Origin of the sequence: Zavarzinia sp. (assembly GCF_049306435.1) — a bacterium.
In the GTDB taxonomy this organism is placed as follows: Bacteria; Pseudomonadota; Alphaproteobacteria; order Zavarziniales; family Zavarziniaceae; genus Zavarzinia.
On the sequence record NZ_JBAQRT010000322.1, the window covers coordinates 1 to 13,432 of the forward strand.

Genomic DNA, 13,432 nt, shown 5'->3' on the forward strand with positions numbered 1-13,432 from the left:
AGGCCGAGGGGGGGCGGCGTCGGCGGCGGCTCCTCCCATTCGGGCAAGCGGTTCCAGACGTCGAGGCCAGTGCCTCGCCCCTCGCCGCCATCGGGCCGGCCCAGAGCGGAAAGGACGAGCGGCGCCCAGACCCAGCCGCCCCGCCCCATGGTGAAGGCGATACGCACCGCTTCCGCCGCGTCGCTTGCGCGCGACAATTCGTCGAGCAGCAGTGCCGCCGCCTGGGGCAGGATGCTCGCCTCGTCGATCAGATCGGCAGGCGGCGCGAGGCCGAAGACACGGGCAAGCCCCCCCGCGCTCGGCAGGCAGAATTGCGCCGGCCGCGCGAAGGCGAAAAGCTCGAGCACATCGAAGCCACGGAGCTGCCGCACGCCGAGGCGCCGCGCCGTCAGCGGCGCATGGGCCAGCAGCAATTGTCCGCTGTCGGCGGCGATCGCGCCATCACGCAGGGACAATTCCTCGATCTCCCCCGTCGGCCGCACAATGACGGCCTGACCGACACCAACGGCCAGCGCCGGCAGGCCGAGCGGCGGAACGTGACGAGAGGAAGGCGATTCGGACATGGCGGGATGATAGACGGACCGGCGCGAAGACGAAGCGCGCTCAACGCCGATCTATCTCGCGCCCCAGAAAAGGACGAAAAGCGATCAGAACCTCGCGCAAGAACGAGTCACCGAAACGGCCAAATCGGCGCGCATTCCGGCCCAGATAAAAGGACCGCTCGGCAATATCGTGATTCCATTCAGAAACAGTGATCCATGCGCGCTTTGCCGGATCGAGCCCCGCCCGCCGACGTTCGGCCTCCGGCACCTCGACAGTCACTTGCCCCTCGCGCGGAGCAGTACTCGAAATCGCCAGGAGTGCCACATGGGTAAGCCCATCGGACTTACCCTTGACGACGAAGGCAAGACAGCTTGGCCTTTCCTTCCGGCCCTCGGTCTCGCCCCGGTCATCCTGCCAGCGCCACAAATAGGGATAATCGATAACCAGCCCCGAAAAGAGCTCCGTCATTTTTGGGCCGGTTGGCTCAGGAAATCGTCAATGGCCTCGGCAAACAGATCCGCCACCTCGGCGGGCGCCTCGCCCGGGCCATAGGCCCGCTGGCTGTCTGCCTGACGCGCCAACCGCTCGAAATCTTCGACCGACATCAGGACATAGCGCGGCTTACGATGCTGCGTGATCGCTACTGGCGCCCTGTTGGCGGCGATGGTGACGGTGCGGATGTCACGCACCAATTCAACCGTGCTGAATTCTTTCATACCGCTGGCCCGAAACTATATACGCCCTATACGCAATATACGCATTTTCCGTAGAATCCGCCAGAGAGGTTGAGCGCCCGAAGATGCACACAGGGCATCGAATGCAGTATCGGCTGCGCTGGCGGCAAGACGCCAACGAGCGCCCGGCATTGCTCGCGCCCTTACCTTAAAGCCTCGGCAGCCATGTTCACAACGGCGCCGCCATTCAATTGACGAAAGCCTTGCGCCGCCTTACGAACAGACCCGCGACGAAGGCGTTGCTTCAAAGGAGTTTTTGCGAAATGTCGAGCGAGATCCGCACGCTTGCCCAGAATGCCCGTGCCTGGCCCTTCGAGGAGGCACGGAAACTGCTGGCGCGGATCGAGAAGAAACCGGAAGTGCTCGACAAGGGCTACATCCTGTTCGAGACCGGCTATGGCCCCTCGGGCCTGCCGCATATCGGCACCTTCGGCGAGGTTTCGCGCACCACCATGGTCCGCCACGCCTTCAACGTGCTGACCGATGGCAAGATTCCGTCGAAGCTCCTGTGCTTTTCCGACGACATGGACGGGATGCGCAAGGTGCCGGACAATGTGCCCAACCCCGAATTGCTGCGCGCCAATCTGGGCAAGCCGCTGACCCGCGTGCCCGATCCCTTCGGCAAGTTCGAGAGCTTCGGCCACCACAATAACGCGATGCTGCGCTCGTTCCTCGACCATTTCGGCTTCGAATACGAATTCGCCTCGGCGACCGACTATTACGCCGAGGGCAAGCTGGACGACATGCTGCTGCGTATGTTGGCGCGCTATGACGAGGTGATGGCGATCATGCTGCCCACCCTGCGGTCGGAGCGGCAGGAGACCTATGCCCCCTTCCTGCCGGTGCATCCGAAGACCGGCGTCGTCATGCAGGTGCCGATCGAGGGCCGCGATGTCGCCAGGGGCCTGATCCGCTGGACCGACCCGGAGACGAAGGAAACCTTCGAGACCCCGGTGACCGGCGGCGGCTGCAAGGCGCAGTGGAAGCCCGACTGGGCGCTGCGCTGGGCCGCCCTCGGCGTCGACTATGAAATGTCGGGCAAGGACCATATCGACAATGTGAAGACGTCGAGCAAGATCTGCCGCGTGCTGGGCGGCCTGCCGCCGGACGGCTTCAACTACGAGCTTTTCCTCGACGACAAGGGCCAGAAGATCTCGAAGTCGAAGGGCAACGGCCTGACCATCGAGGAATGGCTGACCTATGCCAGCCCCGAGAGCCTGTCGCTGTTCATGTATGCCCAGCCGAAGACGGCCAAGCGGCTCTATTTCGACGTCATTCCGCGCCAGGTGGACGATTATTTCGATCATCTCGCCGCCTATCCCGCTCAAGACCCGGCGAAGCAGCTGGAAAATCCGGTCTATCACATCCATTCCGGCCAGCCGCCGGTGGTGAAACTGCCGATCACCTTCGGCCTGCTGCTGAACCTCGCGGGTGTCGTCGCTTCGGAAGACAAGTCGGTGCTCTGGGGTTTCATCGCCCGCTATGCCCCGGGCGCGACGCCGGAGACCCTGCCGGTGCTGGACGACATGGTCGGCCATGCCATCGCCTATTTCCGCGACTACGAGAAGCCGCACCGCAAATTCCGCCTGCCGACCGAGGTCGAGGCGGCGGCGCTGTCGGAACTCGCCACCTGGCTCGAAAGCGGCCCGGCGGACCAGAGCGCGGAAGCCCTGCAGACCGAGGTCTTCGAGATCGGCAAGCGCCATGCCTTCCCCAGCCTGCGGGACTGGTTCAAGGCCTGCTACGAAGTGCTGTTCGGCGAGGCGCAGGGGCCGCGCCTGGGCTCCTTCATCGCGCTGTTCGGCGTCGCCAATTCTGCCCGGCTGATCCGCAAGGGCCTCGCTGGCGAGTTGCTTCAGCCGGCCGCGGCGGCATGACCGAAGCCGTCTACAAGATCATGGACCGCGCGGCCTGGGAGCAATTTCAGGCCGCCGGCACATTCGCGGGCGCCCCGGTCGATCTCGCCGATGGCTATATCCATTTCTCCGCCGCCCATCAGGTCCAGGGCACGCTGGACAAGCATTTCGCCGAGCGGGCGGACCTCGTGCTCGTCGCCGTCGATGCCGCCGCGCTCGGCGCAGCCCTGCGCTGGGAAGTCTCGCGCGGGGGGGACCTGTTCCCCCATCTTTATACCGCGCTGCCGCTTCAGGCCGTGACCATCTGCACCGCCCTGTTGATCGGCGACGACGGGCGCCACAGGGCGGCCGAAGCCCTGGCGAGCGTCTCCGGCGTCGGCGGCTGACCGTCCATCATCTGGGCCGCGATGCGGCGCGACGCCCGGACGAGCAAACCGCCCACGGTCGCCGCGTCCATGTCGCGCGAGGGCGCGGCGATGGCGGCGATGACCCGCTCCCCTTCCCCGAAGACCGGCACCGCGACCGACAGGGCGCCCAGTGGCCCCTGACCCCGGTGTACCGCGAAGCCGACCCGGCGCTGCACCCGCAGCGACTGGCGGAAGGCGGTCCAGCTGGTGCCGAGCCCGGCTTCAGCGATGGCCGGTGCCGAGACGTCGTAGATGCGCCGCAGGCGGCGGACCGATTCATGGGCGAGGACGACCCGCGCCGCCGCGCTGTCGAACAGGCTGGCCGAGAGACCGCGCACCAGATCGGGCGGCGTGGCGAGGCCCGGCGCCGCCTCGACATGGGTCACCACCACCTGGTCACGATAGGGCTGGACCACGGTGACGAGCGCGAGACTGCGGGCCAGTTCCGCCAGCTGGCCGCGCGCCGTCGCCAGCAGCGGATCATAGAGCCGGATCAGCCGGTCGAGGCCGATCACTGCGGGGCCGAGGCTGTAGGCGCCGTCCGGCCCCGGCGAGACGAGGCCCGCCGCCGTCAGGCTCTTGAAATAGCGATAGACGGTCGAGCGCGAAAAACCGGTCCTCGTCATCGCCTGTTCGACCGTCCAGTGCGGCCGCTCGGCGGCGAAAAGGTCCAGAACGCGCAACATGCGGTCGAGACTGCTCATGGAATAACGCCTCCTGCTTCGGGCCGGGAGGCGCCACAAGGCACCTCATCCTTCTGCTGATACGTGGTGGACGAGCAATCCGATCTGTTCGATTTCAACTTCTACCTTGTCGCCCTCGCGCAGCCAGGGCGGCGGATTGCGTCCGGCGGCGACCCCGGCGGGCGTTCCCGTCGCGATCACGTCGCCGGGATTGAGCGTCGTGAAGGACGAGAGATAGGCGATCAGCGCCGGAATGCGGAAGATCATGTCGGCGGTAGAGCCGTTCTGCCGCTCGACTCCGTTCACCCTGGTGACGAGGCGCAGATCATGGGGATCCCTCACCTCGTCCGCCGTCACCATCCAGGGGCCGAAGCCGCCGGTGCCGGGGAAATTCTTGCCCGGCGCGAACTGGCTGGTGTGGCGCTGGAAATCGCGCACCGAAGCATCCTGGAAACAGGCATAGCCCGCGACATGGGCCATGGCGTCGGCGGCCCGGACATGGCGCGCCGGCCGGCCGATGATGACCGCCAGTTCACCTTCATAGTCGAATTGCGTGGAATTCTTCGGCAGGATCAGATCCGACCCCGGCCCGACCAACGTATCGGCGAAGCGCGTGAATACCGTCGGGAACGGCGGTGCCGTGCGCCCCATTTCACTGGCATGATCGGCATAGTTGACACCGATGCAGATGATCTTTCCCGGCACGGGCACCGGCGGCAGCAGTCGGACATCGGCCAGCGCGATATCGGGCGACAGGCGGGCGACGGCGGTCGCCGCCTTGCCGAGGCTGGTCGCGATGCAGTCGAGGATTTTCGGCGCCTCCGCCGACAGAAGGGCCGACAGATCGACGATGCCGTCGCCCTTCACGGCGCCATAGCCAAGCCGCTGGCCATCAAGGAAGGAGACGAGCTTCATGGGGTCCTCCGCTGCGCTTGTTCCGCCGACAGAAGGGCGCAAAGCGCTGCCTGTTGTCTACCACCAAGGCTATGCGCCGCCGCTGCCCGCCAGCCATCGCTTTCCCATGGCCAAGTTCGCCGCGCTTTTCGACGAATTGACGGCGATGGGCATCGCCCGCCCGGGCCATACCCATGTCCCCGCCCCGGCGACGCGCGAGCAGCTGATTCGCGTGCACGAGGCGGGCTATGTCGATGCCGTGCTGGCGCGGGCGGTCCCCCCGGCGGTCGAGCGGCGGATCGGCCTGCCGGTCGATGACGGCGTCGCCCGCCGCGCCCTCCTCGCCAATGGCGGCACCTTGCTGACGGCGCGTCTCGCGCTGCGCCATGGCATCGCCTGCAACACGGCGGGCGGCAGCCATCATGCCCGCCGGGAAACCGGCGCGGGTTTCTGCGTCTTCAACGATGTCGCCGTCGCCATCCGCGCGCTGCAGGCCGAAGGCGCGATCGAGCGGGCGCTGATCGTCGACCTCGACGTCCATCAGGGCGACGGCACCGCGGAAATTTTCGCTGGCGATGCTTCCGTCTTCACCCTGTCGGTCCATTGCGGCGCGAATTTCCCGCTGCGCAAGGAAGCCTCGGATCTCGATATCGACCTGCCCCCGGAGACGGGCGACGAAGCCTATCTCGAAGCCCTCGCTCCCGCGCTCGATGCCGCCATCAAGGCAGGCCCCTTCGATATCGTGTTCTACAACGCCGGGGTCGATGTCCATGGCGCCGACCGGCTGGGCCGCCTTGCCCTCGGCGATCAGGGCATCGCGCGGCGCGACGCGCTGGTGATCCAGCTGGCCCGGGCGCTGGGCCTGCCGCTGGCCGGGGTGATCGGCGGCGGCTATATGGATGACGTAATCGCCCTCGCCCGGCGCCACGCCATCCTGCACCAAGCAGCCGAGGCCGCGCTCAACGATGGAATCGCCAAGGCGCCCCAAGCGGTGTAAACCTGTGGCGCCATCCCGAGACAAGAAGAACCGCGGCCCGACCGGTCGCCCTGCGGCGTGGAGGCATCGATGAATGCAAGACCCCTGATCGCCGTCATCGGCGGCGGTATCGCCGGGCAGAGCGCGGCCTCGGTGCTGTCCGAGGCCGGGGCGCTGGTGACCGTTTTCGACAAGGGCCGGGGCGCCGGCGGGCGCCTCGCCACGCGGCGCGACGATGCCCTGCAATGGGACCATGGCGCGCAATATTTCACCGCCCGCGATCCGGCCCTGAAAGCCGTGCTGGCCGGTCTCGTCGCCCGGGGCGTGGTCGCCCCCTGGGAAGGCGTGATCGGCAACCTCGGCCCCGGCGGCTTCACGCCCACCGAGGAAACGGACGCGCGCTTCGTCGGCCAGCCGCGCATGAGCGCCCTCGTCGGCGCCCTCGGCACCGGCGCCACGGTTTACGATGTCGAGATCCGGGACATCGCGCCCCGCGGCCCCATGCTGACGGTGACCGACCGCCATGGCGAGCATTTCGGCCCCTATGACGGTGTCGTCGTCGCGACCCCGGCCCCGCAGGCCGTGCCCCTTCTGGCCCTTGCGCCCGAATTGTCGGGCCGGATCGCCGCCGTCGAGACCGCGCCCTGCTGGGCCCTGATGCTGTCGTTCGCCGCGCCGCTGCGCCTTGGCTTCGACGGTGCCTTCATCGATCTCGCCCTGACCGATGGTCTTCTGTCGTGGATCGCCCGCGACACGTCGAAACCGGGCCGGCCACAGGACACGGCCGAGACCTGGGTGCTTCACGCCGCCCCCGGGTGGAGCGCGGCGCATGTCGAGGATGAGGCGGAGGATGTCGCGGCGCGGATGCTGGCGGCCTTCGCCCTGCTGGCCGGAGGTCTGCCGGTGCCGCTTTCGGCGCGGGCGCATCGCTGGCGTCACGCGATGACGACGCGGCCGCTGGGCCAGCCGCATCTGATCGACCCGCGGCGGCCGCTGGGCGCCTGCGGCGACTGGTGCCTGGGCGCGCGGATCGAGGGCGCCTTCCTGTCGGGCCGCAGTCTCGGCGCGGCCCTGGCGCGGCAGATGGGCCTTCGACCGGCTCAGGCTTCCAGTTCGGCGTCCCAGTAGAGAAAGTCGTTCCAGCTGTCATGCAGGTAATTGGGCGGGAAGGACCGCCCGTTTTCCTGCAGCTGCCCGACCGTCGGGACATAGGGGCGGGAGCGCAGGTGCAGCCCGGATTCCTTCAGCATCCGCCCGCCCTTCCGCAGATTGCAGGGCGAACAGGCGGTGGTGATATTGTCCCAGGTGGTGCGGCCGCCCCGGCTGCGCGGCAGGACGTGATCGAAGGTCAGGTCGTCGCCATCGCCGCAATACTGGCAGGCGAAACGGTCGCGCAGGAAGACGTTGAACCGCGTGAAGGCCGGATGCCGGGCCGGCTGGACATAGGTCTTCAGGCTGACCACCGACGGCAGGCGGATCTCGAAACTGGGGCTGCGCACCGTCCGGTCGTATTCCGAGAGGATGTTGACGCGGCCAAGGAAGACCGCCTTGATCGTGTCCTGCCACGACCACAGGCTGAGGGGGAAATAGCTAAGCGGCCGGTAATCCGCGTTCAGAACGAGCGCGGGACAGGCACCGACCGGCTGGGACATCGCGTTCATCAATACGCCTCGCCCTAAACCCAGACTGCGGTCTGCGATGCAGACCCAGCAAAATAGTGTCAAGCCTTGCGGTTGGACGCCAGTAAAATACTACATGCAGTGTGACGATGTCGTGACCTCGGCCCGTCCTTCTTCAGTCGCGGGAATCCAGCAGATGGCGGCACAGGAATTCGCCGCCGAGCGCCAGCCCCTCCGGCCCGATGCCGTGCGGCAGGCCTTCCTCGACATGCCATTGCACCGGAACCAGGGCGGCGGAAAGCGCCGCCACCGCCCGGCGCAGGGCGACGACCGGCACGACGCCATCGGCATCGCCGTGAATCAGCAGCACCGGCGGCTTGCAGGTCATTTCCCCGGCGAGGAGATCGCCGCCCGCCAGCGCCCCGGAATACCCAAGGATCGCCGCCGGGGCCAACTTGCGCCGAAGGCCGACATGCAGCGTCATCATGCAGCCCTGGCTGAAGCCGACGAGGGCGAGGGCGCTGTCCGGCAGGCCCGCCTTTTCCAGTTCGCGGTCGATGAAGGCGTCAAGCACCGGGGCCGCCTGGCGGGCGCCGGCCAGACGTTCCGCGTCGCTGAAATCGGTCAGCGGGAACCATTGCCGGCCAAAGCCGCCCAGCACGCAGGGTTGCGGCCCGTCGGGGGCGACGAAAAGCGCATCGGGCAACATGCGCCGCCACGGATCGGCGAGGCCGATCAGATCCTCGCCATCGGCGCCGAAGCCGTGCAGCAGGATCACGAGCTGGCGGGCAGGCCGCCCCTCCGCCGGGGCTAGGCGCGGTCCGTCGATGGGGGTCATTCGGTTATCTCCTGCGGGGCGGCGCGGCTGGCATAATCATGACGCCGAATCGCCCGAGGAAAAGCCCGGATTGGTCAATATTGCTCCCATTTCGACGAGGTTCGCGCCAAGCCCCACGGGCTGCCTGCATCTGGGCCATGCTTTCGCCGCCTGGACGGCCCATGACCGGGCGCGCGCGGCCGGCGGGCGCTTCCTCCTGCGCATGGAAGATATCGACCAGACCCGCTGCCGGCCAGCATTCGAGGCCGGCATCATCGAGGACCTGACCTGGCTGGGCATCACCTGGGACGGGCCGGTGCGGCGCCAGTCGGAGCATTTCGCCGATTACCGCTCCGCCCTCGACCGGCTGACCGAGCTTGGCGTGATCTATCCCTGCTTCTGCACCAGGGCCGAGATCGCGGCCGAGGTCGCCGCCAGCCCGGGCGCGCCGCAGGGTCCGGCCGGCCCGCTCTATCCGGGGACCTGCCGCGGCCTCGACGCCGGCCAGCGCGCCTTTCGCCTGGCCGAGGGGCGGGACCATGCGCTTCGCCTCGACATCGGCAAGGCCCTGGCCCTCGTCGGCCGGCCCCTGTCCTGGCACGACGAGAAGGCGGGCGAACAGCCGGCGCGGCCGGAGATCCTGGGCGACGTGGTGTTGGCGCGCAAGGAAACCCCGACGTCCTACCACCTCGCCGTCACCGTCGACGATGCGCTGCAGGGGATCACTCTGGTCACGCGGGCGATCGACCTGTTTCCGGCAACCCATGTCCACCGCCTGCTGCAGGCGCTGCTCGGCCTGCCGGTGCCGGCCTATGCCCATCACGGACTGGTCATCGGCGAGGACGGCATCCGCCTCGCCAAGCGGGACAAGGCCCTGACCCTCGCCGCCATGCGCGCGACGGGCCAAACACCGCTGGAGCTGCGCCGCCGCCTCGGCCTGCCGGCTTGCTGATGCGAGGACAAGCCCGTACCCTCCCCGGCAAAACGGAGAAGAGTTCATGAAAAGCCAGAAGATGGTCGACTATGCCGCGCCCCTGTGCGAGTTGGTCGCCCCCGATCCGGTGCCCGAGGGGACCGAGGTCGTGGTGCGGATTTCCCGCTGCGGCGTCTGCCATTCCGACCTTCACATCCACGAGGGCTATTTCGAGATGGGCGGCGGCAACCGGCTCGACATCAGGGCCGGGCGCAAGCTGCCCTTCACCCTCGGCCATGAGATCGTCGGCCAGGTGATCGCCGCCGGCCCCGCGGCCGAAGGCGTCTCGGTCGGCGACCGGCGCGTGGTCTATCCCTGGATCGGCTGCGGCAGCTGCGGTGTCTGCGCCCGGGGCCTCGAGCATCTGTGTCCCAAGGGTCGGCACCTCGGCGTCAATGTCGACGGCGGTTACGCCGACACGGTGCTGGTGCCCCATCCGCGTTATCTGCTCGATTACGCCGGGATCGAGGAAGACCGCGCCGGACCCCTCGCCTGTTCGGGCCTGACCGCCTATTCCGCCCTGAAGAAGATCCCGGCGGCGGGCGCGGGCGATCCCCTGCTGATCATCGGGGCGGGCGGCGTCGGCCTGATGGCGATCCAGGTGGCGAAGGCGCTCTATCCGGCGGCCCCCCTCGTCGTCGCCGAGATCGACCCGGTGAAGGGCGAGGCGGCACGGGCGGCGGGCGCCAGCGAAATCGTCGACCCGCGCGACAAGGACACGCTGGCGAAACTCCAGAAGACTTATGGCGGCATTCATGCCGCCTTCGATTTCGTCGGCGCCGAGGCGACCGTGAACCTCGCCATACGATCCTTGCGCCGGGGCGGCACCGCGGTCATCGTCGGCCTGTTCGGCGGCGCGCTGACGATGCCGATCCCGCTGTTTCCGTGGAACGGCATCACGGTGCTCGGCTCCTATGTCGGCACCCTGCCCGAACTCGCCGAACTGCTCGACCTCGTGAAGGCCGGCAAGGTCGCGCCGATCCCGGTCACCCTCCGCCCCATGAGCGAGGCGACCGAGGCCCTGCACGACCTGAAGGCCGGCAAGGTGCTCGGCCGCACCGTCCTCACGGTCTGAGGGCTCGGGCGACGGCGGCTACCCTCAGGCGAGGGCCGGGGGCCGCCGCGCCATCATGATCGACAGCAGGGCGGCGACGAGGCCGGTCGCCCCGGCGATCACGAAGGCTTGCAGATAGTCGCCCTGCACCGTCCGCATATAGCCGGCGAAGAAGGCGGCGCTGGCCGCGCCCATCTGGTGACCGGCGGCGATCCAGCCGAAGATCACCGGTGCGTCGCGGTCGCCGAAATGATCGCTGGTCAGGCGTAAGGTCGGCGGCACGGTGGCGATCCAGTCCAGCCCGAAGAAGATCGAGAAAATGCCGAGGCTAAGCAGATCGAAATCCGAATGGATCAGGAAGATCAGCGACAGCCCCCGGATGCCGTAATAGACGAACAGCAGCTTGCGCGGATCGAAACGGTCGGTCAGCCAGCCGGACAGGGTGGTGCCGGCCAGATCGAACAGGCCCATAACCGCCAGCAGCCCAGCCGCCTGCACCTCGGGAATGCCATTGTCGCCGCACAGCGCGATCAAATGGGTGCCGACGAGGCCGTTCGTCGTGAAACCGCAGATGAAGAAGGTGGCGAAGAGATACCAGAAGGCCCGCGTCTTCATCGCCCGGCCCAGAGTGGCGAAGGTCGAGGCGATCATGTTGCCCGGACGGGGGGCCGGAATATCCGGAGCCTTGGCCGCGCCATAGGGCAGCAGACCGATCGACGCCGGGTATTCCGGCAGCAGCCACCAGACGATCGGGATCATCAGGGCGCAGGCTGTGGCCGCCGTCAGCACCACCGCCTGCCAGCCGAAGCTCTGGGCGATCGCCGCCAGCGCCGGCAGGAACAGCAGCGTGCCCGTGGCCGCGCTCGCGGTCAGCAGGCCCATCACGAGGCCGCGATTGGTCGCGAACCAGCGGTTCACCACCGTCGCGCCGAGGACGATGGCGATACAGCCCGACCCCAGCCCCGAACAGACGCCCCAGGTCGCGATCAGCTGCCAGGGCTCCGACATGAAATAGGACAGCAGCGGGGCCACGGTCATCAGCACCAGCGCGCCGATCATCACCCGGCGGATACCGAGGCTGACCATCAGCGTCGCGGCGAAGGGCCCGACCATGCCGTAAAGGAAAATTCCGATGGCGGCGGAGAGCGATACCGTGTCCCGGCTCCAGCCGAAACCCGCCTCCAGCGGCAGGATCAACACCCCCGGCGCCGAGCGCTGCCCGGCCGACACCAGCAACGCCAGGAAGATCACGGCGACGACGACGAACGCGTATCTCTGGCCAAAGGCCCTGGGGCGCATTATGTTCATGTGACTGACCGGTACGTTTCAGATGTTTCCTTCATACGTACCGATCGGTAACACCGTCAACATGAAGTTTTTGCATGACCGTATCCGCCAATTCCGCAGACCGCCCCCGCCGCGCCGTCGACCGCATCCGCGAGACGGCGCGCGAGCTGTTCTATCGCCGGGGCATCCGCGATGTCGGGGTGGAAGAGATCGTGACCACGGCGGGCGTGACCAAGCCCAGCCTGTACCGTGCCTTCGCCTCCAAGGACGAATTGGCCGCCGCCTATATCCGCGACTATGACGCCGACTTCTGGCAACGCTTCGAGGCGGTAACGGCCCCCCTTGCCGGCGACCCGAAGGCGCAAGTCATCGCCTGGCTGCAATCGATCGAGGATCGGACAAGGGTCAGCCATTACCGGGGCTGCGGCATGACCAATGCCGCCGTGGAATATCCCGACCGCGACCACCCGGCCCGCCTCGCCTCGGTCGCGAACAAGAAGGAATACCGCCGCCGCCTGCGCGGGCTCGCCGCCGGCCTCGGCGCGCGCGACCCGGACATGCTGGGCGACGCGCTTCTCCTCCTCATCGAAGGCACCTATGCCTCGGCCCAGCTCTTCGAGGGCGACGGCCCGGCGATCCATCTGGTCGAGGCCGGCAAGGCCCTGATCGCGGCGAGCCTTTAGCCGATCTCCCGCACATAGTCGATGAAGGCTCGCAAGGGCGCCGGCATCAGGTGGCGGCTGGGGTAATAGAGGAAGGGGCCGGGGAAGCTCTGCCACCAGTCCTCGAGCACGGGTACGAGCTTGCCCTTCGCCATCGGCGGCCCCAGCCAGTCCTCGAAGCCGAAGACGAAGCCGAGCCCGGCTTCCGCCGCCGTGATCAGCGCCTCGATCGAAGATGAAACCAGCGGTCCCGAGGGATCGACGCGGACCACCTCGTCCCCGCGCATGAACTCCCACGGCCATTGCGTGCCATGGGGAAAGCGATGGCGCAGGCAGGCGTGATGCAGCAGGTCACGCGGGTGTTGCGGAGAGCCGGCCTTTTCCAGATAGGCGGGGGCGGCGCCGAGGATATAGCGCTGCACCCGGGGGCCGATGGGCACGGCGATCATGTCCTGCTCCAGCGTCTCGCCATAGCGGATGCCGGCATCGAAGCCGGCGGCCAGCACGTCGATGAAACGATCCTCGCTCATCAATTCGACCGTGATGCCGGGATGGCGGGCGAGGAAACCGGCGATGATGGGCGGCAGGACCACCCGGGCGACGATGCCGGGCACGTTGAGGCGCAATGTGCCGGTCGGGCTGTCGCGAAAACTGTTCACGGCGTCGAGGGCGGCGCGCATCTCGTCGAGGGCCGGGGTCAGCCGCTCCAGGAGGCGCAGGCCGGCCTCGGTCGGGGTGACGCTGCGGGTGGTGCGGTTCAGCAGTCGAACGCCCAGCCGCTCCTCCAGCCGGCGGATCGCCTCCGACAGGCTGGAGGCGGAAAGCCCCCGCAGCCTGGCCGCGCCCCGGAAGCTGCGCGCGCGGGCGACGGCGGCGAAGAGATCGAGATCGGCGAGATCCGGCGTCAAGGTCATTGTACGATTTTCC

General features: G+C 67.8%; 15 protein-coding genes and 1 pseudogene. 7 read left to right on the forward strand and 9 right to left on the reverse strand.

Annotated features, from left to right (window positions below; all coding sequences use genetic code 11):
- The 3 genes and pseudogenes from WAZ62_RS18365 to WAZ62_RS18375 form a co-directional block, all read right to left on the reverse strand.
- Positions 1–563: pseudogene (locus WAZ62_RS18365) on the reverse strand (ATP-dependent DNA helicase); the annotation flags it as partial.
- Positions 564–603: 40 nt separating this feature from the next.
- Entirely contained in the window at positions 604–1,011 is a 408-nt protein-coding gene (locus WAZ62_RS18370; RefSeq protein ID WP_422644988.1) for a hypothetical protein, read from the reverse strand.
- Positions 1,008–1,259, reverse strand: coding sequence for a type II toxin-antitoxin system Phd/YefM family antitoxin (locus tag WAZ62_RS18375; protein WP_422644989.1), 252 nt, complete (start codon positions 1,257–1,259; stop codon positions 1,008–1,010). Before WAZ62_RS18375 ends, WAZ62_RS18370 begins: the two co-directional genes overlap by 4 nt.
- A 281-nt stretch (positions 1,260–1,540) precedes the next feature.
- Between WAZ62_RS18375 and WAZ62_RS18380 the strand changes: the two genes are divergently transcribed.
- Both WAZ62_RS18380 and WAZ62_RS18385 read left to right on the forward strand, forming a co-directional pair.
- Positions 1,541–3,154: a lysine--tRNA ligase gene (locus WAZ62_RS18380; RefSeq protein WP_422644990.1), complete on the forward strand. Its 1,614-nt coding sequence runs from the start codon at positions 1,541–1,543 to the stop codon at positions 3,152–3,154.
- Positions 3,151–3,519 (forward strand): DUF952 domain-containing protein, encoded by a 369-nt coding sequence (locus WAZ62_RS18385; protein WP_422644991.1) that lies wholly within the window; start codon positions 3,151–3,153, stop codon positions 3,517–3,519. Before WAZ62_RS18380 ends, WAZ62_RS18385 begins: the two co-directional genes overlap by 4 nt.
- Here the strand turns inward: WAZ62_RS18385 and WAZ62_RS18390 are convergent.
- Both WAZ62_RS18390 and WAZ62_RS18395 read right to left on the reverse strand, forming a co-directional pair.
- Positions 3,423–4,244, reverse strand: a complete 822-nt coding sequence (locus WAZ62_RS18390; protein WP_422644992.1) for an IclR family transcriptional regulator — start codon at positions 4,242–4,244, stop codon at positions 3,423–3,425. The two genes, WAZ62_RS18385 and WAZ62_RS18390, sit on opposite strands and share 97 nt — an antisense overlap.
- Before the next feature lie 45 nt (positions 4,245–4,289).
- Complete coding sequence (locus tag WAZ62_RS18395) at positions 4,290–5,138, reverse strand: fumarylacetoacetate hydrolase family protein (RefSeq protein WP_422644993.1); 849 nt, start codon at positions 5,136–5,138, stop codon at positions 4,290–4,292.
- Between WAZ62_RS18395 and WAZ62_RS18400 the strand changes: the two genes are divergently transcribed.
- Together WAZ62_RS18400 and WAZ62_RS18405 are read left to right on the forward strand one after the other, a co-directional pair.
- Positions 5,137–6,114: a histone deacetylase gene (locus WAZ62_RS18400; RefSeq protein WP_422644994.1), complete on the forward strand. Its 978-nt coding sequence runs from the start codon at positions 5,137–5,139 to the stop codon at positions 6,112–6,114. The two genes, WAZ62_RS18395 and WAZ62_RS18400, sit on opposite strands and share 2 nt — an antisense overlap.
- Positions 6,115–6,183: 69 nt before the next feature.
- Entirely contained in the window at positions 6,184–7,221 is a 1,038-nt protein-coding gene (locus tag WAZ62_RS18405) for an NAD(P)/FAD-dependent oxidoreductase (protein WP_422644995.1), read from the forward strand.
- Here the strand turns inward: WAZ62_RS18405 and WAZ62_RS18410 are convergent.
- Complete coding sequence (locus WAZ62_RS18410) at positions 7,194–7,745, reverse strand: HNH endonuclease (RefSeq protein WP_422645025.1); 552 nt, start codon at positions 7,743–7,745, stop codon at positions 7,194–7,196. The genes WAZ62_RS18405 and WAZ62_RS18410 overlap by 28 nt on opposite strands.
- A gap of 142 nt (positions 7,746–7,887) precedes the next feature.
- Positions 7,888–8,550 (reverse strand): alpha/beta hydrolase, encoded by a 663-nt coding sequence (locus WAZ62_RS18415; protein WP_422644996.1) that lies wholly within the window; start codon positions 8,548–8,550, stop codon positions 7,888–7,890.
- Between the two features lie 79 nt (positions 8,551–8,629).
- Between WAZ62_RS18415 and gluQRS the strand changes: the two genes are divergently transcribed.
- Together gluQRS and WAZ62_RS18425 are read left to right on the forward strand one after the other, a co-directional pair.
- A complete protein-coding gene (gene gluQRS, locus WAZ62_RS18420) occupies positions 8,630–9,481 on the forward strand; it encodes a tRNA glutamyl-Q(34) synthetase GluQRS (protein WP_422645026.1) in 852 nt (283 codons plus the stop codon).
- A 46-nt stretch (positions 9,482–9,527) separates the two neighbouring features.
- Positions 9,528–10,577 (forward strand): alcohol dehydrogenase, encoded by a 1,050-nt coding sequence (locus WAZ62_RS18425; RefSeq protein ID WP_422644997.1) that lies wholly within the window; start codon positions 9,528–9,530, stop codon positions 10,575–10,577.
- Positions 10,578–10,601: 24 nt separating this feature from the next.
- On the opposite strand, the gene WAZ62_RS18430 is transcribed toward WAZ62_RS18425, so the two are convergent.
- Complete coding sequence (locus tag WAZ62_RS18430; protein WP_422644998.1) at positions 10,602–11,864, reverse strand: MFS transporter; 1,263 nt, start codon at positions 11,862–11,864, stop codon at positions 10,602–10,604.
- Positions 11,865–11,938: 74 nt separating this feature from the next.
- Between WAZ62_RS18430 and WAZ62_RS18435 the strand changes: the two genes are divergently transcribed.
- On the forward strand, positions 11,939–12,526 hold the full coding sequence (locus WAZ62_RS18435) for a TetR/AcrR family transcriptional regulator (RefSeq protein WP_422644999.1): 588 nt from the start codon (positions 11,939–11,941) through the stop codon (positions 12,524–12,526).
- Here WAZ62_RS18435 and WAZ62_RS18440 read toward each other — a convergent pair.
- A complete protein-coding gene (locus tag WAZ62_RS18440; RefSeq protein WP_422645000.1) occupies positions 12,523–13,419 on the reverse strand; it encodes a LysR family transcriptional regulator in 897 nt (298 codons plus the stop codon). The two genes, WAZ62_RS18435 and WAZ62_RS18440, sit on opposite strands and share 4 nt — an antisense overlap.
- Between the last annotated feature and the right edge of the window lie 13 nt (positions 13,420–13,432).